19 protein-coding genes are annotated in these 22593 nt (G+C 57.8%); 15 read left to right on the top strand and 4 right to left on the bottom strand.

The features are described 5' to 3' along the window. Positions 1–169: 169 nt before the first annotated feature. The 4 genes from ES815_RS05540 to ES815_RS05525 all read left to right on the top strand — a co-directional run bounded on the left by ES815_RS05540 (position 170) and on the right by ES815_RS05525 (position 4249). On the top strand, positions 170–1507 hold the full coding sequence (locus tag ES815_RS05540; protein ID WP_142486977.1) for a PTS sugar transporter subunit IIC: 1338 nt from the start codon (positions 170–172) through the stop codon (positions 1505–1507). After that, positions 1504–2931 (top strand): glycoside hydrolase family 1 protein, encoded by a 1428-nt coding sequence (locus tag ES815_RS05535; protein WP_142486976.1) that lies wholly within the window; start codon positions 1504–1506, stop codon positions 2929–2931. Before ES815_RS05540 ends, ES815_RS05535 begins: the two co-directional genes overlap by 4 nt. A gap of 71 nt (positions 2932–3002) precedes the next feature. Then, complete coding sequence (locus ES815_RS05530) at positions 3003–3776, top strand: GntR family transcriptional regulator (RefSeq protein ID WP_142486975.1); 774 nt, start codon at positions 3003–3005, stop codon at positions 3774–3776. Beyond that, positions 3773–4249 carry a GNAT family N-acetyltransferase gene (locus tag ES815_RS05525; protein ID WP_142486974.1) on the top strand — a complete coding sequence of 159 codons (477 nt, stop codon included), beginning with the start codon at positions 3773–3775 and terminating at the stop codon, positions 4247–4249. The genes ES815_RS05530 and ES815_RS05525 overlap by 4 nt, the downstream gene beginning before the upstream one ends. Here ES815_RS05525 and galR read toward each other — a convergent pair. Further along, the gene (gene galR / locus ES815_RS05520; RefSeq protein ID WP_142486973.1) at positions 4210–5226 is read right to left on the bottom strand and encodes an HTH-type transcriptional regulator GalR; all 1017 of its coding nucleotides are present in this window, start codon (positions 5224–5226) and stop codon (positions 4210–4212) included. The genes ES815_RS05525 and galR overlap by 40 nt on opposite strands. A gap of 621 nt (positions 5227–5847) precedes the next feature. Here galR and aas point away from each other — a divergent pair. Together aas and lplT are read left to right on the top strand one after the other, a co-directional pair. Continuing rightward, on the top strand, positions 5848–8007 hold the full coding sequence (gene aas / locus ES815_RS05515; RefSeq protein WP_142486972.1) for a bifunctional acyl-ACP--phospholipid O-acyltransferase/long-chain-fatty-acid--ACP ligase: 2160 nt from the start codon (positions 5848–5850) through the stop codon (positions 8005–8007). Further along, the gene (gene lplT, locus ES815_RS05510) at positions 8000–9193 is read left to right on the top strand and encodes a lysophospholipid transporter LplT (protein WP_142486971.1); all 1194 of its coding nucleotides are present in this window, start codon (positions 8000–8002) and stop codon (positions 9191–9193) included. Before aas ends, lplT begins: the two co-directional genes overlap by 8 nt. A gap of 532 nt (positions 9194–9725) precedes the next feature. On the opposite strand, the gene ES815_RS05505 is transcribed toward lplT, so the two are convergent. From ES815_RS05505 to mutH, 3 genes are all read right to left on the bottom strand, one after another. After that, positions 9726–10766 carry an NADP(H)-dependent aldo-keto reductase gene (locus ES815_RS05505; protein WP_142486970.1) on the bottom strand — a complete coding sequence of 347 codons (1041 nt, stop codon included), beginning with the start codon at positions 10764–10766 and terminating at the stop codon, positions 9726–9728. Between the two features lie 128 nt (positions 10767–10894). Further along, positions 10895–11113 (bottom strand): lipoprotein YgdR, encoded by a 219-nt coding sequence (gene ygdR, locus ES815_RS05500; protein ID WP_032613767.1) that lies wholly within the window; start codon positions 11111–11113, stop codon positions 10895–10897. Between the two features lie 129 nt (positions 11114–11242). Continuing rightward, on the bottom strand, positions 11243–11935 hold the full coding sequence (mutH, locus tag ES815_RS05495) for a DNA mismatch repair endonuclease MutH (RefSeq protein WP_142486969.1): 693 nt from the start codon (positions 11933–11935) through the stop codon (positions 11243–11245). A gap of 684 nt (positions 11936–12619) precedes the next feature. On the opposite strand from mutH, the gene rppH reads away from it, so the two are divergent. From rppH to recC, 9 genes are all read left to right on the top strand, one after another. Continuing rightward, the gene (gene rppH, locus ES815_RS05490) at positions 12620–13150 is read left to right on the top strand and encodes an RNA pyrophosphohydrolase (protein ID WP_142486968.1); all 531 of its coding nucleotides are present in this window, start codon (positions 12620–12622) and stop codon (positions 13148–13150) included. Positions 13151–13162: 12 nt separating this feature from the next. Next, positions 13163–15409, top strand: coding sequence for a phosphoenolpyruvate--protein phosphotransferase (gene ptsP, locus ES815_RS05485; protein WP_142486967.1), 2247 nt, complete (start codon positions 13163–13165; stop codon positions 15407–15409). Positions 15410–15602: 193 nt separating this feature from the next. Continuing rightward, positions 15603–16475: a prolipoprotein diacylglyceryl transferase gene (gene lgt, locus ES815_RS05480; RefSeq protein ID WP_142486966.1), complete on the top strand. Its 873-nt coding sequence runs from the start codon at positions 15603–15605 to the stop codon at positions 16473–16475. 6 nt (positions 16476–16481) lie between these two features. Continuing rightward, positions 16482–17276, top strand: a complete 795-nt coding sequence (gene thyA / locus ES815_RS05475; RefSeq protein WP_142486965.1) for a thymidylate synthase — start codon at positions 16482–16484, stop codon at positions 17274–17276. 183 nt (positions 17277–17459) lie between these two features. Next, on the top strand, positions 17460–17924 hold the full coding sequence (locus tag ES815_RS05470) for a prepilin peptidase-dependent protein (RefSeq protein ID WP_142486964.1): 465 nt from the start codon (positions 17460–17462) through the stop codon (positions 17922–17924). Then, positions 17915–18475, top strand: a complete 561-nt coding sequence (locus tag ES815_RS05465; protein WP_142486963.1) for a prepilin peptidase-dependent protein — start codon at positions 17915–17917, stop codon at positions 18473–18475. Before ES815_RS05470 ends, ES815_RS05465 begins: the two co-directional genes overlap by 10 nt. After that, positions 18472–18876 (top strand): DUF2509 family protein, encoded by a 405-nt coding sequence (locus ES815_RS05460; protein ID WP_142486962.1) that lies wholly within the window; start codon positions 18472–18474, stop codon positions 18874–18876. The genes ES815_RS05465 and ES815_RS05460 overlap by 4 nt, the downstream gene beginning before the upstream one ends. Beyond that, positions 18861–19184 carry a prepilin-type N-terminal cleavage/methylation domain-containing protein gene (locus ES815_RS05455; protein WP_142486961.1) on the top strand — a complete coding sequence of 108 codons (324 nt, stop codon included), beginning with the start codon at positions 18861–18863 and terminating at the stop codon, positions 19182–19184. Before ES815_RS05460 ends, ES815_RS05455 begins: the two co-directional genes overlap by 16 nt. A 12-nt stretch (positions 19185–19196) precedes the next feature. Further along, positions 19197–22565, top strand: coding sequence for an exodeoxyribonuclease V subunit gamma (recC, locus tag ES815_RS05450; protein WP_142486960.1), 3369 nt, complete (start codon positions 19197–19199; stop codon positions 22563–22565). Positions 22566–22593: the final 28 nt, after the last annotated feature.

Genomic DNA, 22593 nt, shown 5'->3' with positions numbered 1-22593 from the left:
GCAAAAGTGGCATACCAAAGTGATTATAAATCACACTCTGGGATACCTCTTGCCGCGTTGAGAGCTTAATCACAGAACAATTCGTGACTGGAAGCTATTTTTGGTATGCCAATAGAAGCCGGCTGTACACCTTATCCCAATAAAGGCCCTTTTACTGAGGTATTACCCCATGGCATTACAGGAAAAACTGATCAACTCTCTGGGCAGTTTCGCCACAAAGTTCAACAGTTATCGCTATATCATGGCGATAAAGTCCGCCTTCATCACCTTAATGCCGGTCATCATCGTGGGCGCATTTTCGGTGCTGATCTCCAATATGGTGCTGGATCCGAAAAACGGCTTAGCCAGCTTTCAGTCGCTCTCGTTTCTCGCCACGCTGAAGCCGATCACCAGCGCCCTGAACTATGCCACGCTGAACTTCCTCAATATCGGGGCCGTGTTCCTGATCGGCATCGAACTGGGGCGTATCAACGGCATTAAATCCCTCTTCCCGGGGCTGCTGGCGGTGATCTGCTTTATCTGCGTCACGCCAACTACCGTTGAGATGATGGTCGACGGCGAAATGCACATGGTAAAAGATGTGCTCCTGCGCCAGTTCTCCGATACCCGCAGCCTGTTCCTCGGCATGTTCATCGCCATCCTGTCGGTAGAGATCTACTGCTGGCTGGAAGGCCGGCCGGGGCTGAAGATCAGGATGCCTGACACCGTGCCGCCGAACGTGTCGGCCTCGTTCTCGGCGCTGATCCCGGCGATCATTACCACCACCCTCATCGCCACCTTCGGCTTTGTGTTCCATCAGGTGACCGGCATGTACCTCTACGATGCGGTCTACCAGGTGGTGCAACAGCCGCTGGAGCGGGTGGTGCAAAGCCTGCCGGGGATCCTGCTGCTGATGTTTGTCGCCCAGCTGTTCTGGGTGATCGGTATCCACGGTAACCAGATGATCAAACCGATCCGCGAGCCGCTGCTGCTGGGGGCGATCACCGTCAACATGAGCGCCTTTGAGCAGGGCAAAGAGATCCCGAACATCATCACCATGCCGTTCTGGGACGTCTACATGAGCATCGGCGGCTCGGGTCTGACCATCGGCCTGCTGATCGCGGTGATGATTGGCACCAAACGTAAAGAGATGAAGGAGATCGCCAAGCTCTCCATCGGCCCGGGGATCTTTAACATCAACGAGCCGGTGATCTTCGGTATGCCAATCATGCTCAACCCGATTCTGGCGATCCCGTTCATCATCACCCCATTAGTGACCGGCTCCATCGGCTACTTCGCCACCGTCACCGGCTTTGCCGGTAAAGCCGTGGTGATGGTGCCCTGGACCACGCCGCCGCTGATCAACGCCTGGCTCTCTACCGCCGGTTCGATGGGCGCAGTGGTCACGCAGGGTGTCTGCATTATTACTGCGGTGCTGATCTACCTGCCGTTTGTGAAGATCGCTTCACGCCGTGCCGAGCAGGCCGCGATTCAGGCCGCTAACCAGGAGGCAACGAATAACGCATGACCATTAAACAGATGAAAATCCCCGGGGACTTTATCCTCGGGGCGGCGGCCTCCGCCTGGCAGACCGAGGGCTGGAGCGGCAAGAAAGCGGGGCAGGATTCGTGGATCGATCTCTGGTACAAAAACGATCGTCAGGTGTGGCATAACGGCTACGGTCCGGCAGTCGCTACCGATTTCATTAACCGTTTCCGCGAAGACGTCGCGCTGATGAAGCAGGCCGGGCTGACCCACTACCGCACCTCCATCAACTGGTCGCGTTTTCTCACCGACTATGAAAACGCCACCGTCGATGAGGAGTACGCCGCATATTACGACGCCCTGTTTGCCGAGATGCATCGCCAGGGCATTGAGCCGATGATCTGCCTCGAGCATTACGAGCTGCCGGGCACCTTGCTGGAGACCTACGGCGGCTGGGCGTCGAAGCATGTGGTGGAGCTGTTTGTCCGCTATGCCGAAAAGGTCTTTGCCCGCTATCACCATCTGGTGAAGCGCTGGTTTAGCTTCAACGAGCCGATTGTGGTGCAGACCCGGGTCTATCTCGACGCGCTGCGCTGGCCCTACGAACAGAACACCAGCACCTGGATGCAGTGGAATCACCACAAGGTGCTGGCGACGGCGAAGGTGGTGAAGCTGTTCCGCGAGAAGGGCTACAGCGGCAGCGTGGGCTGCATTCTCAACCCGGAAGTGACCTATCCACGCTCACGTGCGGCCCATGACGTAAAAGCGGCGGAGATCTACGATCTGTTCTACAACCGGGTATTCCTCGATCCGCTGGTGCACGGGCACTACCCGCAGGAACTGTTCACCCTGCTGGAGAAACATCAGGTGCAGTGGGAGTACAGCCCCGAAGAGCTGGCGCTGATTGCCGACAACACCGTTGACGAGCTGGGCATCAACCTCTATTACCCGCACCGGGTAAAGGCTCCGTCCCGGGCCTGGCACCCCGAGACGCCGTTCCACCCGGCGTACTACTACGAGCCGTTTGAACTGCCGGGGCGGCGGATGAACCCTTCCCGCGGGTGGGAGATCGCCCCGCGCATCATTTACGACATGGCGATGCGGATCAAAAACGACTACCGCAACATCGACTGGTTCGTGGCCGAAAGCGGGATGGGAGTTGAAAACGAGGCCCAGTACCGTAACCACGACGGCATCATCGAGGACAACTACCGCATCAACTTTATCAGCGAGCATCTTTATTACACCCTGCTGGCGCGGGAGGAGGGGGCGAACTGCCACGGCTACATGCTGTGGGCCTTCACCGACAACGTCTCGCCGATGAACGCCTTTAAAAACCGCTACGGCCTGATTGAGATCGATCTGGCGGATAACCGCGCCCGACGCGCCAAAAAGTCGGCCAGCTGGTTCCGGCAACTGCGTGATGAGCGCGTCCTGACCCTGACCCTCGATGACGAATGGAAGTAGGCGCAGATCGCGACGCTTCTGGTAACATAGTGCGCAAACTGGCCGCATTAACTCAGAGTACAGGTGATAACGTGGATAAGGCTGTCGTCCCGGCGGAAAAGAAGCAGTACCAGGAGATTGGCGAGGATTTACGCGCCCAGATCATCCAGGGGCATTATCCCGTGGGCTCGCGTCTGCCGCCGGAGCGCAATATTGCGGAAACCTACGGCGTCAGCCGCACCATCGTGCGGGAAGCGCTGCTGATGCTGGAGTTACAGGGCACCGTGGATATCCGTCAGGGCTCCGGCGTCTACGTGATGCGCATTCCCGAAGAGCATGAGAACGAGGAAGAGCGTCTGTTAAAAAGCGACGTTGGCCCGTTTGAGATTTTGCAGGCGCGCCAGCTGCTCGAAAGCAACATCGCCGCCTTTGCCGCCAAAATGGCGACCCGGGCGGACATCGACAACCTGCGTCGCATCATTGAGCAGGAGCAGCGGGCGATCGCCGCCAACGACAACAGCCAGGACAACAGCAAGATGTTCCATCTGGTGCTGGCGGGCGCCACGCAGAACCAGATGCTGCTGGCGACCGTCGAAAGCGTCTGGCACCACATGGACAGCAGTCCACTGTGGCAGCAGTTTAACGTTCATATCGCCAGCAGGGCGTATCGCCTGAAGTGGCTGGGCGACAGGCAGACTATTCTGGCCGCCCTGCGTCGCCGCGACGTGATGGGGGCCTGGCAGGCGATGTTCCAGCATCTGGAAAATGTCAAAAAGAGCCTGCTGGAACTCTCCGATGAAGATGCCCCGGACTTTGACGGCTATCTGTTTGAGTCGGTGCCCATTTTCCAGGGGAAGCTGGTGTGATTATTCAACCGCTGTACGCCGCCCCACAGCATGCGGAGCAGGTGATCGACTGGCTATGGCAGGCCTTTGGCGACGGGCTGCCGCGCGACTTTTTTGCCAGCGTAGTGACTTACAGTCAAACGCCGGGCGCGCTGCCGCTGACCTTTATTGCCACTCAGGGTGAACAGCTACTCGGCACGGTGGGGCTATGGCGCTGCGACCTGATCACCCGCCAGGATCTCTATCCGTGGCTGGCGGCGCTGTACGTGGATGAAGCCGCGCGCGGGCAGGGGCTGGCGGGGAAATTACAGCAGCACGTGCAGAAATATGCAGCCGGGATCGGCTATCGCGAACTGCATCTCTGGTCCGCCTGCCGCGATTTCTATGAACGCTACGGCTGGCACTACATGGGTGACGGTCTGGAGTACCCGGACAAAACCGTGCATCTCTACCGCTATTCGCTGGCGGACTCTGCCGGTGGTGTGACCGAGTGACGACGCACCAGCGTCGGGCTGAAGACATGCGTGATCTCCGGCGGCTGACGTTTATCCGCCAGTGACAGCGCCAGCTCCGCCGCCTGGGTCGCCATGGTGACGATTGGGTAGCGCACCGTGGTCAGCCGCGGCCGTACATAGCGCGAGATCAGGATGTCATCGAAGCCGATCAGCGAAATATCTCCCGGCACGTCAATGCCGTTATCGTTCAGCACCCCCATTGCTCCGGCGGCCATCGAGTCGTTGTAACAGGCGATCGCCGTAAAGTTACGCCCCCGTCCAAGCAGCTCCGTCATCGCCTGCTCACCGCCGCGCTCATCGGGTTCACCGTAAGTGACCAGACGATCGTTGCAGGGCAGGTCGTTCTCGCGCAGTGCATCGTAGTAGCCCTGCAGCCGATCTTCGGCGTCAGATATGGCGTGATTGGAGCAGAGGTAGCCGATGCGGGTATGTCCCTGCTGGATCAGGTGGCGGGTGGCAAGCCAGGCGCCGTAGCGATCGTCCAGCGACACACAGCGCTGCTCATAGCCGGGAATAATACGGTTCACAATTACCATGCCGGGGATCTGCTTCATCAGATGAACTAGCTCTTCATCCGACAGCTTTTTGGCATGCACCACCAGTGCCGCGCAGCGATGGCGGATCAGCTGCTCAATTGCCTGACGCTCTTTCTGCTCATTGTGGTAACCGTTGCCGATCAGCAGAAAATTGCCGGTGTGGTAGGCGACCTGCTCGACGGCTTTCACCATCGCGCCGAAAAAGGGATCCGACACATCGCCCACCACCAGCCCGACGGTATCGGTGGACTGCTGAGCCAGCGCCCGGGCGTTGGCGTTCGGGTGATAGTTCAGTGACTCCATGGCGGTCAGCACCGCCTGGCGGGAGGTTTCGCTGGCTTTGGGGGAATTATTGATGACGCGTGAAACCGTGGCGACAGAAACACCCGCCAGTCGGGCCACATCCTTAATTGTCGCCATTCTCTACCTTCTCATTGGGGTAAGCGTTTACACACTAAATAGTGTTGCGGAAAAGTCAGGCGTATTCAAGCGCAGGGCGGTGAGGCAATTCACAAAGGTGACACGTGGCTGCGGAAATTGTGTAATCGTTACACAGCGAAGCGTGACAGAAGCGGGTGAATTTGAATCTTTGGTTACACTTTGCCTCAGGCTGTTGCGATTGTCTGCTGGCAGGGATTTAGTCGCCGTTGCTACATTTGAGATCCCAGAGGTATTGATAGGTGAAGTTGACCCGCGGTTAACTGACACGCTTTACACCAGCCTGCGTTCTTACGCAGGTTTTTTTTGCTTGTTGTTCAACATGTAACAGCCGCCGAAGAAATTCACACCTGGTTGCACTTCGGCTCATTCCCTTGCTTTTTTGCGCTGGTGAAGTCGATGGCCTGGATCCACAATCAAGATCCCAGAGGTATTGATTGGTGAGAATTCTTAGTACGTACTGCGTACTCATCTCTTGCACCAGCCTGCGCAGATGCGCAGGTTTTTTTTTGTCTTTATCCGGCTGTCGCTCCTGCTACACTTCTCGTGTAATCTGCCACAATTTACCGTAACCCGGCTAATTGAAAGGCAAAGGGAGTTGAAATGCTATTTGGGTTCTTCCGCACGCTGTTCCGTATTCTTTTTCGCGTCCGTCTGACGGGCGACACCCGGGCATTGCACGCCGATCGCGTTCTTATTACCCCCAACCACGTCTCCTTTATTGACGGTATTCTGCTGGCGCTGTTTTTACCCGTGCGTCCGGTGTTTGCGGTCTACACCTCCGTCAGCAAGCAGTGGTACATGCGCTGGCTGACGAAGCTGATTGATTTTGTCCCGCTTGACCCGACCAAACCGATGATGATCAAACACCTGGTGCGTCTGATTGAGCAGGGGCGTCCGGTGGTGATCTTCCCGGAAGGGCGTATCTCCATTACCGGCTCGCTGATGAAAATCTATGACGGCGCGGGCTTTGTGGCAGCGAAATCCGGTGCCACTGTGGTGCCGGTGCGCATTGAAGGGGCAGAACTGACCTTTTTCAGCCGCCTGAAAGGGCTGGTGAAACAGCGCCTGTTCCCGCGCATCACCCTGCATCTGCTGCCGCCGACCTCCTTGCCAATGCCCGACGCGCCCCGTGCCCGGGATCGACGTAAAATCGCCGGTGAGATGCTGCATCAGGTCATGATGGAAGCCCGGATGGCGGTGCGCCCGCGGGAGACCCTGTATGAGTCGCTGCTGACGGCGATGTACCGCTATGGCGCGAAGAAAAACTGTATCGACGATATCAATTTCGCCCCTGATAACTATCACAAGCTGCTGACCAAGACCTTGTTTGTGGGCCGTATTCTCGAAAAATACAGCAAACAGGGGGAAAAGATCGGCCTGATGCTGCCCAACGCCGGGATCAGCGCCGCGGTGATCTTTGGTGCCGTCTCTCGCGGGCGTGTCCCGGCAATGCTGAACTACACCGCCGGCGTGAAGGGGCTCGGTAGCGCCATCACCGCCGCGCAGATCAACACCGTGTTCACCTCACGTACCTTCCTCGATAAAGGTAAACTCTGGCATCTGCCGGAGCAGCTCACCCAGGTGCGCTGGGTCTTCCTCGAAGATCTGAAAGCGGAAGTTACCGCTGGCGACAAGCTGTGGATTTTTGCTCACCTGCTGATGCCGCACCTGGCGCAGGTTAAACAGCAGCCGGAAGATGCCGCGGTGATCCTCTTTACCTCCGGTTCGGAAGGGAGCCCGAAAGGGGTGGTTCACAGCCATAAAAGCCTGCTGGCCAACGTCGAGCAGATCAAAACCATCGCCGACTTCACCACCCGGGATCGCTTTATGTCGGCGCTGCCGCTGTTCCACTCCTTTGGCCTGACGGTGGGGCTGTTCACGCCCTTGCTGACCGGGGCCGAAGTATTCCTCTACCCGAGTCCGCTGCACTACCGCATCGTGCCGGAGCTGACCTACGACCGTAACTGTACGGTGATTTTCGGCACCTCGACCTTCCTCGGCAACTACGCCCGTTTTGCCAATCCCTATGATTTCCACCGCGTGCGTTATGTGGTAGCCGGGGCGGAAAAACTGCAGGAGAGCACCCGCCAGCTGTGGCAGGACAAATTTGGCCTGCGCATTCTGGAAGGCTATGGCGTGACCGAGTGCGCGCCGGTAGTCTCCATTAACGTGCCGATGGCGGCGAAACCCGGCACCGTCGGGCGCATTTTACCGGGGATGGACGCGCGTCTGCTCGCCGTTCCGGGTATCGAAGAGGGCGGACGCCTGCAGCTGAAAGGACCGAACGTGATGAACGGCTACCTGCGGGTAGAAAATCCGGGCGTGCTGGAAGTGCCGACGGCGGAAAACGTTAACGGTGAAGTGGAGGCCGGCTGGTACGACACAGGGGACATTGTGCGCTTTGACGAGCAGGGCTATGTGCAGATCCAGGGTCGCGCAAAACGCTTTGCCAAAATTGCCGGAGAAATGGTGTCGCTGGAGATGGTGGAACAGCTGGCGCTGGCCGTATCGGCAGACAAAATGCACGCCACGGCGGTGAAAGCCGATGCCAGCAAAGGTGAGGCGCTGGTGCTCTTCACCACTGACAGCGAGCTGAAGCGCGAGCAGCTTCTTCAGCATGCGCGTGAACATGGTATCCCGGAACTGGCCGTTCCACGCGATATTCGTTATCTGAAACAACTCCCGGTGCTGGGTAGCGGCAAACCGGATTTTGTCACCCTCAAAGGCATGGTTGACCAGGCGGAGTCGCATAATGAGTGAGTCAGTACCCACTAACACCTCCATCTGGTCGAAGGGGATGATGGCGGTTACTGCCGCCCAGTTCTTCTCTGCCTTTGGTGATAACGCGCTGCTGTTTGCCACCCTGGCGCTGCTCAAATCCCAGTTTTACCCGGACTGGAGCCAGCCGATCCTACAGATGGTGTTTGTGGGCGCTTACATCCTTTTCGCCCCCTTTGTCGGTCAGGTGGCGGACAGCTTCGCCAAAGGGCGGGTGATGATGTTCGCCAACAGCCTGAAGCTGCTGGGTGCCGCCAGCATCTGCTTTGGCGTGAATCCGTTTATTGGCTATACGCTGGTGGGGATCGGGGCGGCAGCTTACTCCCCCGCCAAGTACGGTATCCTCGGTGAACTGACGACGGGCGATAAGCTGGTCAAAGCCAACGGGCTGATGGAGGCCTCGACCATAGCGGCGATCCTGCTGGGCTCGATGGCGGGTGGAGTGCTGGCAGACTGGCACGTGCTGGCGGCGCTGGGGATCTGCGCGGTGATGTATGCCGGGGCGGTGATCGCCAACCTGTTTATCCCGAAACTGCCGGCGGCGCGTCCGGGGCAGTCCTGGCGTTTTACGCCGATGACCGCCAGCTTCTTTAATGCCTGTCGCGTGCTGTGGCGGAACGGCGAAACCCGCTTCTCGCTGCTGGGCACCAGCATGTTCTGGGGCGCGGGGGTCACGCTGCGCTTCCTGCTGGTGCTGTGGGTGCCGACGGCGCTGGGCATTACCGATAACGCCACGCCGACCTATCTCAACGCTATGGTGGCAGTAGGCATTGTGCTGGGTGCGGGGGCGGCGGCGAAGCTGGTGACGCTGCAAACCGTCGCGCGCTGCATGCCCGCCGGGATCCTGATCGGCGTTGTGGTGCTGATCTTCGCGCTGCAGCATGCGCTGTTGCCAGCCTATGCGCTGCTGTTCCTGATGGGGATCTGCGGTGGTTTCTTCGTGGTGCCGCTGAATGCGCTGCTGCAGGAGCGCGGGAAGCAGACCGTCGGGGCAGGCAACGCCATCGCGGTGCAAAACCTCGGCGAAAACGCCGCCATGCTGCTGATGCTGGGTCTTTACTCGCTGGCGGTGAAGGTGGGTGTGCCGGTGGTGGGCATTGGGGTCGGCTTTGGTGGCCTGTTTGCGCTGGCGATTGCGGCGCTGTGGATCTGGCAGCGTCGGCGGTGATAGGGTGGCGGCTACGCCTTACCTGACCTACAAACCCTGCCTTTGACCTGGCGGATGTGTCGGGTGGCGGCTTCGCCTTACCCGACCTACAAACCTTGCCTTTGACTTTGTAGGCCCGGCAAGCGCAGCGCCGCCGGGCAATCAGGCGGCGCCGGAGCGATTTGATGCCCTCTTCCACGAGGCAGAGGAATCCTCAGTAATTTTATTGCCTTTAAAGCAATGAAATAATCACCTGATAATAAAGGGCTTACAGCGACTCCCTGGTCCGGCTGAAAATCGCCGAAGCATTTCCGGAAGGCCGGGGGGAGGCGGCGAGCCCCCCTGGCACGTTCACCGGTTCAGGCCTGGCAGAGAAGCAAGGAACCTGAGGTGAACGGAACCACCTCCTGAGTCGCATGCTCCCCCTCACCCTAACCCTCTCCCTCAAGGGAGAGGGGATAGTCCGTGTGAATATTTTTGGTGGGGATCCCTTAGCCCACGAGAAGAGGGCGCACATATTAAAAAGGCAACTTACGTTGCCTTTTTGCTTTTGTCAGGGTGCCGGATAGGTATACACCTGATGCACCGCTTCAATCTCCGCTAACACCTCTTCGCTCAGCTCCAGATGGATGCTTTCAACGTTAGTTTTCAGCTGCTCCATGGTGGTCGCGCCCAGCAGGGTGCTGGCTACAAACGGCTGACGGCGCACAAAAGCCAGCGCCATCTGCGCCGGATCGAGCCCGTGACGTCTGGCGATATCCACATAGGCCGCTACCGCTTTCTGCGTCTGCTCGCCGCTGTAACGGGTAAAGCGGCTGAACAGCGTATTACGCGCCCCCGCCGGTTTTGCACCGTTGAGATACTTACCGGTCAGCGTGCCAAAGGCCAGGCAGGAGTAGGCCAGCAGCTCAACGCCTTCATACTGGCTCACCTCCGCCAGACCCACTTCATAGCTGCGGTTCAGCAGGCTGTAGGGGTTCTGGATGGTGACGATGCGCGGCAGGTCGTGCTTATCCGCCAGGTGCAGATAGCGCATCACGCCGAAAGCCGTTTCGTTAGAGACGCCGATATAGCGGATTTTACCCGCACGCTGGCATTCGGTTAAGGCTTCCAGCGTTTCCAGCAGCGTAACGACCGGTGCGCTGTCGCTCCAGCTATACCCGAGCTTGCCGAAGCAGTTGGTCGGACGCTGAGGCCAGTGAACCTGATACAGGTCGAGGTAATCCGTCTGCAGACGCGTCAGACTGGCGTCCAGCGCGGCGCGGATGTTCTTACGATCGAGGATCTGATTCGGGCGAATGCCGCTGTCGTTATTGCGTGACGGGCCGCTGACCTTAGAGGCAACAATCAGCTTTTCGCGGTTGCCGCGTTTTGCCAGCCAGTTGCCGACGTAGGTTTCGGTTAAGCCCTGTGTTTCCGGGCGTGGCGGAACCGGGTACATTTCAGCAACGTCAATCAGGTTAATGCCCTGGCTGACGGCGTAATCGAGTTGTGCATGGGCATCGGCTTCGCTATTTTGTTCACCAAATGTCATCGTGCCCAACCCCAGTTGGCTTATCTCAAGAGCGCTATGGGGGATACGGTGATATTGCATAGCCGGCTTCCTTAGTTGACATGTTAAGCGTGTCAGGAAATTCCCGACGAAGGACAATAAACATGGCAGAGGGGAAGCGAAAGGGGAAGAGAAAAATCAAAAGGCCAGCAAGCTGCTGACCTTCAATACTATCTTTCGATAATCTGCGAAACGTCGTCGCGGTTAATCTGCATATTATTACCCTGCTGATCGCGGTAGCTGACCAGACCGGTATCATCGTCGACTTCGGGTTTGCCGTCGGTCAGGATCATGCGACCATCTTTCGTCGCCATGACGTAATCGCTGCTACAACCTGAAACGGCAAACGCTAAACCAACAGCCGAGATTATCACTGCCCATTTTTTCATTCTTATTACCTCCACCTGGCTCGTATCACATCTTATTGTAGTAATAACCCGGGCATTGGTTTTCACAAAGCGGTGAAATCTGAAAAAACAGGCAAATATGTGATAAACGGCATAATTCTGGCTAAAAAATCAGGTATTCAGCAGAAAGTGACGGGCTAGCAGCGCACCCGTGAAGTTCTTTTTCAAATAAAAGCCGCGGGGCAGGGTCAGGATCGGTTCCCCGTGCGCGCCGATGGCCTCGGTGAGGGCTTTACTGTTTGCCGCTTTGGGCCGCAGCTGGAGCACTTCACCGTGGCGGGCGGTGATACGCTCAACCTGACCCAGCACGATCATGTCCATCAACTCCTCCCAGTCCAGACGCAGCTGACGATCTTCCTCCTCATCCGGGCTCCAGATCAACGGCGCACCGACGCGCCGTGCCGCCAGCGGGATCGCCCGATCGCCCTCCACCGGGATCCACAGCACACGCTTTAGCTTATGCCGCACGTGGCTGCTCTCCCAGGTGATCCCGGTATTGCCGGTTAACGGCGCCACGCAGACAAAGGTGGTTTCCAGCGGACGGCCCAGGCTGTCGATCGGAATGGTCTTCAGCTCCACCCCCAGCGCGGCAAAGTCCTGTTCAGGTTTGCTGCCCGCGCTGGCCCCCAGCCACAGCTCCAGCAGAATGCCCGTCCATCCCTTATCACGCTTAAGATCGGGTGGAATGGGCAGACCGGCCAGGGCGGCGAGTTCTCCCAGCGAGTATCCCGCCAGGCGTTGCGCTTGTTGCAGTAATGCCGCTTCCGTTGCGGGGGGAGACGTCAGTGGAACAAGGGGAAGCATGATCGTTGCCTTCTGGTTAAAAAGTGAACAGCAGTTTTCCACCGCACGGTCTGAGTTTATCTTTTTCTTTTTGCTGGTGCCAGGTGGATGATTTATCAGCCTTTTTATCACCTGTAATTCCGTTTCGCTAAGGGAGCTCTCCCGGTTGTTCAAATCTGGTCACTGACAATAAACAGGATCTTACACCCAGTTATCCACAGAAAAATGGGATAACTGGGAATAACCCCCACTACTGTTTCCATTTACAGCCTTGACGTGGGACGAAAATCGAAAAATCAGACAAAATGTGCCTAACTTATTGGCACAATCTGTGGATAAAACCGACGTTGTTCGATCTTTCATCAGTGCCAGGATCTTTAAGGTGATGTACATCACACTATGCCGTGTAATTCAGGTAATTTATAATTTAACTCCATGAATTATAGTGATTTGTAAAAATCACTCATCTCTGTAATATTCAGAGTGATCTGGGTTGTCCATCGGTAATTCCACACTTCTTCACAACTCTATCCACAGAAAAAGTGAATAAAATTGCCCTTCAGACCGGTCATCTGTTTATAACTCAGCTGATAATTGTGAGTTATTCAAATGTTATTAGGCTCCAGGCCAGAAAGAGAGTGGTTTACCGCCTCACTGGAGTGTGAAACAATCATTTATATATAAGGTTTAGTTTGGGGTAGTCCGGTGATTGATGACGATGGCTACCGCCCGAATGTAGGTATCGTAATTTGTAATCGCCAGGGTCAGGTTATGTGGGCCCGGCGATATGGTCAGCACTCCTGGCAATTTCCCCAAGGTGGGATCAATCCAGGAGAGTCCGCAGAGCAAGCGATGTATCGGGAGCTGTTCGAAGAAGTTGGCTTAAGCCGCAAGGATGTTCGCATTCTGGCTTCGACCCGCAACTGGTTGCGTTACAAGTTACCGAAGCGTTTGGTGCGTTGGGACACAAAGCCGGTATGTATCGGCCAGAAACAGAAATGGTTTCTTCTGCAATTGGTGAGCAGCGATGCGGATATCAATATGCAAACCAGCAGCACGCCCGAATTTGATGGCTGGCGCTGGGTCAGCTACTGGTATCCCGTTCGTCAGGTCGTGTCGTTTAAGCGCGACGTTTACCGTAGGGTGATGAAAGAGTTCGCAAGTGCTGTGATGTTGCTGCAGGAGACCCCTCCTAAGCCGCAGAGCGCACCTGCCTGGCGACGTAAAAGAGGTTAAGCTACGCACATTATGCTCACCCGCCTGCGCGAAATAGTCGAGAAGGTGGCCAGTGCCCCACGGCTCAACGAGGCGCTGGATATTCTGGTCACGGATATCTGCCTTGCGATGGAAACCGAGGTGTGTTCGGTCTATCTGGCCGACCACGACCGCAGGTGTTACTACCTTATGGCCACGCGCGGATTAAAAAAACCGCGTGGTCGTACCGTTGCGCTGGCATTTGATGAAGGTGTTGTGGGTCTGGTCGGGCGACTGGCGGAACCCATCAACCTTGCCGATGCGCAGAAACACCCCAGCTTTAAATACATTCCCTCCGTAAAAGAGGAGCGCTTCCGCGCATTCCTCGGCGTACCCATTATTCAGCGCCGTCAGCTCCTTGGCGTGCTGGTAGTACAGCAGCGTGAGCTGCGCCAGTACGATGAAAGCGAAGAGTCGTTCCTCGTTACGCTTGCCACGCAAATGGCCGCCATCCTCTCCCAGTCCCAGCTGGCAGCGCTCTTTGGTCAGTACCGACAGACGCGCATTCGCGCTTTACCGGCCTCGCCGGGCGTCGCGATTGCAGAAGGGTGGATGGACGCCACGCTGCCGTTAATGGAGCAGGTTTACGAAGCCTCGACGCTGGATACCGCCCTTGAGCGCGAACGTCTAACCGGCGCGCTGGAAGAGGCCGCCAACGAGTTTCGCCGCTACAGCAAGCGTTTTGCTGCCGGGGCGCAGAAAGAGACGGCGGCGATCTTCGATCTTTATTCGCACCTGCTGTCCGATGCCCGGCTGCGTCGGGAGCTGTTTGACGAGGTCGACAGCGGCTCGGTCGCGGAGTGGGCGGTCAAAAAGATCATCGAAAAATTCGCCGAGCAGTTTGCCGCCTTAACCGACGGCTATCTGAAAGAGCGTGCCGGGGATCTGCGCACCTTAGGCCAGCGTCTGCTGTTCCATCTCGATGACACCATCCAGGGGGCCAACACCTGGCCGCCGCGCTTTGTGCTGGTGGCGGATGAGCTATCTGCAACCACCCTCGCGGAACTGCCGCAGGATCGGCTGGCCGGGATCGTGGTACGCGATGGTGCCGCCAACTCCCATGCCGCCATTATGGTGCGCGCGCTGGGGATCCCGACGGTGATGGGCGCGGACATTCAGCCCTCGGCACTGCACCGACGCACGCTGGTGGTCGACGGCTATCGCGGCGAACTGCTGGTCGATCCTGAACCGGTGCTGTTGCAGGAATATCAAAAGCTTATCAGCGAAGAGAATGAGCTGAGCCGTCTTGCCGAAGATGATGTTAATCAGCCTGCGGCGCTGAAAAGCGGTGAGCGAATCAAAGTGATGCTCAATGCCGGGTTAAGCCCGGAACACGAAGAGAAGCTCGGCAGCCGCATCGATGGCATTGGTCTCTATCGCACAGAAATCCCGTTTATGCTGCAAAGCGGCTTCCCTTCTGAGGAGGAGCAGGTCGCGCAGTATCAGGGCATGTTGCAGATGTTCAACGACAAACCGGTGACGTTGCGCACTCTGGACGTTGGCGCGGATAAGCAACTGCCGTACATGCCGATCAGCGAAGAGAACCCCTGCCTGGGCTGGCGCGGGATCCGCATTACCCTCGATCAGCCGGAGATCTTCCTGATCCAGGTGCGCGCCATGCTGCGCGCCAATGCCGCCACCGGTAACCTCAGCATTTTGCTGCCGATGGTCACCAGCATTGACGAGATCGATGAAGCCCGCCGTCTGATCGAACGCGCCGGGCGCGAAGTCGAAGAGATGATCGGCTACGAAATTCCGAAACCGCGTATTGGGGTGATGCTCGAAGTCCCCTCAATGGTCTTTATGCTGCCGCAGCTGGCGAGCCGGGTTGATTTCATCTCGGTGGGTACCAACGACCTGACCCAGTACATGCTGGCGGTGGATCGCAACAACACGCGGGTGGCGAGTATTTACGATAGCCTGCACCCGGCAATGCTGCGCGTGCTGGCGATGATTGCCCGCGAGGCACAAGAGCAGGGGCTTGACCTGCGTTTGTGCGGCGAGATGGCCGGTGACTCAATGTGTGTGGCGATCCTGATTGGCCTTGGCTTCCGTCACTTATCCATGAACGGACGCTCCGTCGCCCGCGTGAAGTATCTCCTGCGCCATATCGACTTCGAAGAGGCGCAGCTGCTGGCGAAACGCAGTCTTGAAGCACAGCTGGCAACGGAAGTACGCCATCAGGTGGCGGCCTTTATGGAGCGTCGCGGCATGGGCGGCCTGATCCGCGGCGGGCGTTAAGCACCGGGTATCCCTTCCTCCTCGGGGAGGGATACAAACTGCGCGAAGTCTCTATACACATCTTTTACATCTCGGGCGCAACCTCCACGCTCGCTTGTGCTATGATTCGCAACTTTGGAGCGCAGGGTACACCTCTGCGCGCATCTCTGCCGCTGTCCACTTTCAGCGGAATAACAACATCTTGTGGTGACAGATGAACAGTGGCTATCTGCATTTTCCGGAGTTTGATCCGGTCATTTTCTCAGTAGGACCCGTTGCGCTTCACTGGTACGGTCTGATGTATCTGGTCGGTTTCGTCTTTGCCATGTGGCTGGCTGGCCGTCGTGCCAAACGTCCTGGCAGCGGCTGGACCAAAGACGAAGTGGAAAACCTGCTGTATGCCGGTTTCCTCGGCGTTTTCCTCGGTGGACGTATCGGCTATGTGCTGTTCTATAACTTCCCGCTCTTCCTGGCCGATCCGCTCTACCTGTTCCGCGTCTGGGATGGCGGCATGTCCTTCCACGGTGGCCTGATCGGCGTCATCCTGGTAATGGTCATCTTCGCCAAACGTACCAAACGCAGCTTCTTCCAGGTGGCTGATTTTATTGCCCCTCTGATCCCGTTTGGGCTGGGCGCTGGTCGTCTCGGTAACTTTATCAACGGTGAGCTGTGGGGCCGCGTCGATCCGAGCGTCTCCTTTACCATGCTGTTCCCGCAGTCGCGTGCTGAAGATATCGCGCTGCTGCCTTCGCATCCGGAGTGGCAGTCGATTTTCGACACCTACGGCGTTCTGCCGCGCCATATGTCCCAGCTGTATGAAATGGCGCTGGAAGGCGTGGTGCTGTTTATCATTCTGAACCTGTTCATCCGTAAACCGCGTCCGACGGGCTCCGTATCGGGCCTGTTCCTGATCGGTTATGGCGCGTTCCGCATCATCGTTGAGTTCTTCCGTCAGCCAGATGCGCAGTTTACCGGAACGTGGGTCCAGTACATCAGCATGGGGCAGATCCTCTCCATTCCGATGATTGTCGCAGGTATCGCGATGATGGTCTGGGCGTACCGCCGTCCACAGCAACAGGTCTCCTGAGGAATCATGAAACAGTATCTTGAACTGATGCAAAAAGTGCTCGATGAGGGCACGCCAAAGAACGATCGCACCGGCACCGGTACGATCTCCATTTTTGGCCACCAGATGCGCTTCAACCTGCAGGAAGGCTTTCCGCTGGTGACGACCAAGCGCTGCCATTTACGCTCAATCATTCATGAACTGCTCTGGTTCCTGCAGGGCGACACCAATATCGCCTATCTGCGCGAGAACAACGTCTCTATCTGGGACGAATGGGCGGATGAAAACGGCGATCTGGGCCCGGTCTACGGCAAGCAGTGGCGCGCCTGGCCAACGCCGGATGGTCGCCATATTGACCAGATCACCACCGTGGTGAACCAGCTGAAAAACGATCCAGACTCGCGCCGTATCATCGTGTCGGCCTGGAACGTGGGCGAACTGGACAAGATGGCGCTGGCCCCGTGCCACGCGTTTTTCCAGTTCTACGTGGCGGATGGCAAGCTCTCCTGCCAGCTCTACCAGCGCTCCTGCGACGTGTTCCTCGGTCTGCCGTTCAACATCGCCAGCTATGCGCTGCTGGTGCATATGATGGCCCAACAGTGTGACCTGGAAGTGGGGGATTTTGTCTGGACCGGTGGGGATACCCACCTGTACAGCAACCATATGGAGCAGACCCACCTGCAGCTGACCCGTGAGCCGCGTGCGCTGCCGAAGCTGGTCATCAAACGTAAACCGGACTCCATTTTCGACTATCGCTTCGAAGATTTCGAAATTGAGGGTTACGACCCGCATCCGGGGATTAAAGCCCCTGTAGCCATCTGAGGCTGCAATCCTGACACAACCGGCGCCTTTCGCGCCGGTTTTTTTATGCCTTCGTGATGGTTTTGCGAGCCTGCGTCCGCGTGAATTGCAACGCGCTGAAACTCCCTCGAAAGTGCTGAAGCCGCCTCGTAATCTGCACATCTGCCCCTCGAACTGTTTTTTTCTTCACGGCACACTGCCGCCATGAAAAAGGAAAAGGGCTTTACCCTCATGGAAATACTGATCGCCCTCTCGCTGATCGTGACGCTCAGTGCGGCAGGGCTGTACGGCTGGCGGCGCTGGCAGCAGCAACAGCAGCTGTGGCAGACGGCGCGCCAGGTACGGGATTACCTGGTGGTGCTGCGAAATGATGCCTGGCGGAATAACCGGGACCATATCGTGACCCTGCAACGGGCGGGCAAACAGTGGTGTCTGTTAAAGACCGGCATCCCGGCGTGCCAGGCGGATAATGCTTTTGTACTCACGCCGCAGTGGTCTGACATTCAGATCACCGAGCTAACGCCTGCGCTGGGGTTTTACGGTTTACGGGATACCGCCTGGGCCGGAAGAGTACGTCTGCAAAGCCAGGCCGGAGAGTGGCTGATCCTCATTTCCGCATGGGGGCGTATCCGCATGTGCAACGGAAAGGGGGAGTTCGCATGCCGGTAAAGCAGCAGGGGTTTTCCCTGACCGAAGTGCTGATCGCGATGGCGATAAGCAGCGTGCTGCTGATGAGCACGGCGCGATTCTTGCCCGCGCTACAGCGGTCGATAATGGTGCTGACGAAGCAGCAGGAGCTGCAAGAGGAGCTCTGGCTGCGCATAAACGGCATCGGTAAGCACCTGCAACGAGCGGGGTATTGCGCGGGCAAGTGCGAAGGCGAGGCGCTGAAGATTGGTCTGCGCGGCGAATGCGTTATTGTCCAGTGGGATGAAAACAGCAACGGCCGCTGGGAAACCTTACCCTCAGCCGCCGAGCAGACCGGCTTTCGTCTGAACGGCGACGCACTGGAAACTTTGCGAGGTGCGACGCAGTGCGAGGGTAAGGGGTGGGAGAGAATGACTGACCCTGACAGGATCAGGGTTCAGCGTTTTCAGGTGCAACGCATTTTACGTGCGGGCTTCGCCCCGGAGCTGAGCCTGACGCTGGCGGCCTCCGTCAACGGACAGCGCGATGGCGTGGTCGAGGCGCGCCACGTCGTGACCGGGTTTAATCTGTGAACCGTCAGCAAGGGATGTCGTCGCTGGCGCTGGTGCTCCTGCTGCTGATTCTTGGCAGCCTGATGCTGGCCGGGCTCAACCAGCAGTTGGCTGCCCTGATGCGCATCGTTAGTACGGAACGTCAGGCGATACAGCATCAGGCGATAGCCCAGTCCGCGCTGGAATGGGGAAGAATGCTCTCCTGGCAAACCCAGGCTGAATATGCATGCCGTCAGCATCCGCAGCAGCCCTGGCGCGTCTGCTTACGCATTCTGGAGGAACGCGCGCTGCTTATCGCCAGCAGCGGTAGCGCGATGCTGTGGCGGCTGGGCGAGGTGACGGCCAACGGCGTGCATTTCTCGCCGCAGGGCTGGAGCGATTTCTGTCCCCTGAAGGAGAGGGCGTTATGTCAGCAACCGTAGCGAAACAGAAGGGGTTCAGCATCGTTGAGGTCTTACTGGCCATGATGCTGATGGTAATGGTCGTCACCGGGCTGGCGGGTTACCATCGTGTGTTAGCCAGCCGGTTTGTCACCCTTGAGCAGTATCGTCAGCTCTGGCGTCATGTCTGGTCTCAGTCACAGCTGGCCGCCGGGGAGATCCCTCCAGGCTGGCAGGTAAACAGGGTGCAGACAACACCGGCCGGATGTGTCAGCATCTCGGTCTCACTTATTTCTCCATTGGGTCGGCAGGGTCAAATGACGCGCCTGCACTGCCCGGTTAGCCAGTAGTTGGGAGCAGCAATGTTAAGGGTCTACCACTCAAACCGTCTTGATGTGCTGGAAGCACTGATGGAATTTATCGTCGAGCAGCAGCGGCTCGACGATCCCTTTGAACCGGAGATGATCCTGGTTCAAAGCACCGGTATGGCCCAGTGGCTGCAGATGTCCCTGTCGCAAAAGTTTGGCATTGCCGCCAACATTGATTTCCCGCTGCCCGCCAGTTTTATCTGGGATATGTTTGTTCGCGTACTGCCGGAGATCCCCAAACAGAGCGCGTTCAACAAACAGAGCATGAGCTGGAAGCTGATGACGCTGCTGCCGGAGATGCTGACGCATGATGAGTTCGCCATGCTGCGCCACTACCTGAACGACGATACCGATAAACGAAAGCTGTTTCAGCTGGCGTCGCGTACTGCCGATCTCTATGACCAGTATCTGGTCTATCGCCCCGAGTGGTTAACGCGCTGGGAAGCAGGAGAACTGATTGACGGCCTTGACCAGGCGCAGGTCTGGCAGGCGCCGCTGTGGAAAGCGCTGGTGGAACACACTGAAAAACTGGGTCAGCCGCAGTGGCACCGTGCCAATCTCTATGAACGTTTTATCGCGACGCTGGAGTCGGCCTCTGCGCCGCCTGCCGGATTGCCATCCCGGGTCTTTATCTGCGGGATCTCCGCCTTGCCGCCGGTTTATCTGAGAGCGCTGAATGCGCTGGGCCGGCATATCGATATTCATATTCTTTTCACCAATCCCTGCCGGCATTACTGGGGAGATATTCAGGATGCCCGCTGGCTGGCCCGCATCGTCACGCGCCAGCGTCGTCGCCTGTTTGACGAACGCGCGGTGCCGCTGTTTAAAGACAGCGAGACGGCGGCTGACCTCTTTGACGAACAGGGCATTCAGAACCTGCCGAATCCGCTGCTGGCCTCCTGGGGAAAACTGGGGCGCGACTATATCTACATGCTCTCCGAGCTTACCGCTTCCGGAGAAGGGGATGTCGATGCCTTTGCGGATATCACCCCGGACAGCCTGCTGCATAACGTGCAGCGGGATATTCTGGATCTGGACAACCGCGCGGTGGCAGGCATCACCGCCGCCGAGTTTGCCAACAGCGCCAACAAGCGTCTGCTCGATCCTGACGATCGCAGCGTGACCATTCACCTGTGCCATAGCCCGCAGCGTGAGGTGGAGGTGCTGCATGACAAACTGCTGGCGATGCTGGAGGACGATCCGCAGCTGACGCCGCGCGACATCGTAGTGATGGTGGCCGATATCGACAGCTACAGCCCCTATATCCAGGCGGTGTTTGGCAGCGCGACGGGCGATCGCTACCTGCCGTTTGCCATATCGGACCGCCGGGCGCGCCAGTCGCATCCTGCCCTGCAGGCGTTTGTCAGCCTGCTTTCGCTGCCGGACAGCCGCTTCGTGCCGGAAGATGTGCTGGCCCTGCTGGACGTGCCGGTACTGGCGGCCCGTTTTGATATTGATGAGGACGCGCTGCGCTACCTGCGTCAGTGGGTCAACGAATCGGGCGTTCGCTGGGGGATGGATGATGACAACGTGCAGGAGTTTGAGCTGCCGGTCACAGGCCAGCATACCTGGCAGTTTGGCCTGACGCGCATGCTGCTCGGCTACGCCATGGAGAGCAGCCAGGGAGAGTGGAATGCCGTCCTGCCGTATGACGAATCCAGTGGCTTAATTGCCGAGCTGGTGGGTCATCTGGCTTCGCTGCTGATGCAGCTTAACCGCTGGCGGCGGGAGCTGATGAAGTCGCGTTCGCTCGAGGAGTGGATGCCGGTATGCCGGGAGATGCTCAATGATTTCTTCCTGCCGGATCAGGAAACCGAAGCGGCGATGGCGCTAATCGAGCAGCAGTGGCAGGCTATCATTGATGAGGGGATCTCCTCGCACTATGGCGAAGCGATACCTCTTTCGCTGTTACGCGATGAATTAACGCTGCGTCTCGATCAGGAGCGTATCAGCCAGCGCTTCCTCGCCGGGCCGGTGAATATTTGCACTCTGATGCCGATGCGCTCCATTCCATTTAAAGTAGTCTGCCTGCTGGGCATGAACGACGGCGTCTACCCGCGCGCGCTGGCGCCGCTGGGGTTTGATTTAATGAGCCAACAGTCCCAACGCGGCGACCGTAGCCGTCGCGATGACGACCGCTACCTGTTCCTCGAGGCGCTGATCTCCGCCCAACAGCAGCTCTATATCAGCTACATCGGCCGCTCAATTCAGGACAACAGCGAACGTTTCCCTTCGGTGCTGGTTCAGGAGCTGGTGGACTACATCGGACAAAGCCACTATCTGCCGGGGGATGAGCACCTCAATTGTGATGAAAGCGAACAGCGCGTGAAGGCGCATATCACCTGCTGCCACAGCCGTATGCCGTTTGATGCCGTTAACTACAAGGACAACGAGCAGCAGAGCTACGCCCGGGAGTGGCTGCCGGCCGCGAAGCGGGAAGGGGTGGCCCATGGCGACTTTATCCAGACGCTGGATCCGCTCCCGTTGGATACGGTCGCGTTTGAACAACTTCAGCGCTTTTGGGCCCACCCGGTGCGGGCCTTTTTCCAGATGCGGTTGCAGGTCCATTTCCGCTCCGAAGAGAGCGAGATCCCGGATGCGGAGCCGTTTACCCTGGATGGGTTAAGCCGCTACCAGTTAAACCAGCAGTTGCTGAACGCGCTGGTGGAGCAGGAGGATGCCCAGAAGCTGTTCCGTCGCTATCGTGCGGCGGGTCAGCTGCCATATGGCGCCTTCGGGGAAATTACCTGGGATGCCCAGTGTGAAGAGATGCAGGCCCTCGCTGGCCGGGTGATTGAGTGTCGCCAGCCCGGCACGAACATGGAGATCGATCTTAACTGCAACGGTATCAATCTGACGGGATGGCTGCAGCACGTACAGCCTGACGGACTGCTGCGCTGGCGTCCGTCAATGCTCAGCGTTTCGCAAGGTTTGCAACTTTGGCTGGAACACCTTGTCTATTGTGCGAGCGGTGGCGAAGGTGAGAGCCGGTTATTTGTACGTAAAGACGGCGAATGGCGCTTCCCGGCGCTGCCTGCCGCCCAGGCCATGGAGTATCTGTCGCAGCTGGTTGAAGGCTACCGGCAGGGGATGAATAAGCCGCTGCTGCTGCTGCCAGAAAGTGGGGGGGCATGGATTAAAACCTGTTACGACGCCACAAATGATGCGATGTTAACGGATGATGCGACCCTGCAAAAAGCGCGCAGCAAATTTTTGCAGGCTTATGAAGGCAACATGATCGTGCGTGGGGAAGGGGACGACGTCTGGTATCAACGCCTGTGGCGAACCCTTGAGCCCGAGTACTTTGAGGCCATCACCGACGAGGCCCGACGCTACCTGTTGCCGCTGTATAAATTTAATTAGTCCTGGCCCTGTTTAAAAATTGCGCAGG

The organism is Leclercia adecarboxylata, from assembly GCF_006874705.1.
Taxonomy (GTDB): Bacteria; Pseudomonadota; Gammaproteobacteria; order Enterobacterales; family Enterobacteriaceae; genus Enterobacter; species Enterobacter adecarboxylatus_C.
This window is presented reverse-complemented; position numbering and strand designations above follow the sequence as displayed.

Excerpts from the sequence above, each read along its gene's own strand:
- ES815_RS05540 (WP_142486977.1), top strand. The coding sequence starts at position 170 with ATGGCATTACAGGAAAAACTGATCAACTCTCTGGGCAGTTTCGCCACA.
- ES815_RS05535 (WP_142486976.1), top strand. The coding sequence starts at position 1,504 with ATGACCATTAAACAGATGAAAATCCCCGGGGACTTTATCCTCGGGGCG.
- galR (WP_142486973.1), bottom strand. The coding sequence starts at position 5,226 with ATGGCGACAATTAAGGATGTGGCCCGACTGGCGGGTGTTTCTGTCGCC.
- aas (WP_142486972.1), top strand. The coding sequence starts at position 5,848 with ATGCTATTTGGGTTCTTCCGCACGCTGTTCCGTATTCTTTTTCGCGTC.
- lplT (WP_142486971.1), top strand. The coding sequence starts at position 8,000 with ATGAGTGAGTCAGTACCCACTAACACCTCCATCTGGTCGAAGGGGATG.
- ES815_RS05505 (WP_142486970.1), bottom strand. The coding sequence starts at position 10,766 with ATGCAATATCACCGTATCCCCCATAGCGCTCTTGAGATAAGCCAACTG.
- ygdR (WP_032613767.1), bottom strand. The coding sequence starts at position 11,113 with ATGAAAAAATGGGCAGTGATAATCTCGGCTGTTGGTTTAGCGTTTGCC.
- mutH (WP_142486969.1), bottom strand. The coding sequence starts at position 11,935 with ATGCTTCCCCTTGTTCCACTGACGTCTCCCCCCGCAACGGAAGCGGCA.
- ptsP (WP_142486967.1), top strand. The coding sequence starts at position 13,163 with ATGCTCACCCGCCTGCGCGAAATAGTCGAGAAGGTGGCCAGTGCCCCA.
- lgt (WP_142486966.1), top strand. The coding sequence starts at position 15,603 with ATGAACAGTGGCTATCTGCATTTTCCGGAGTTTGATCCGGTCATTTTC.
- thyA (WP_142486965.1), top strand. The coding sequence starts at position 16,482 with ATGAAACAGTATCTTGAACTGATGCAAAAAGTGCTCGATGAGGGCACG.
- ES815_RS05470 (WP_142486964.1), top strand. The coding sequence starts at position 17,460 with ATGAAAAAGGAAAAGGGCTTTACCCTCATGGAAATACTGATCGCCCTC.
- ES815_RS05465 (WP_142486963.1), top strand. The coding sequence starts at position 17,915 with ATGCCGGTAAAGCAGCAGGGGTTTTCCCTGACCGAAGTGCTGATCGCG.
- ES815_RS05455 (WP_142486961.1), top strand. The coding sequence starts at position 18,861 with ATGTCAGCAACCGTAGCGAAACAGAAGGGGTTCAGCATCGTTGAGGTC.
- recC (WP_142486960.1), top strand. The coding sequence starts at position 19,197 with ATGTTAAGGGTCTACCACTCAAACCGTCTTGATGTGCTGGAAGCACTG.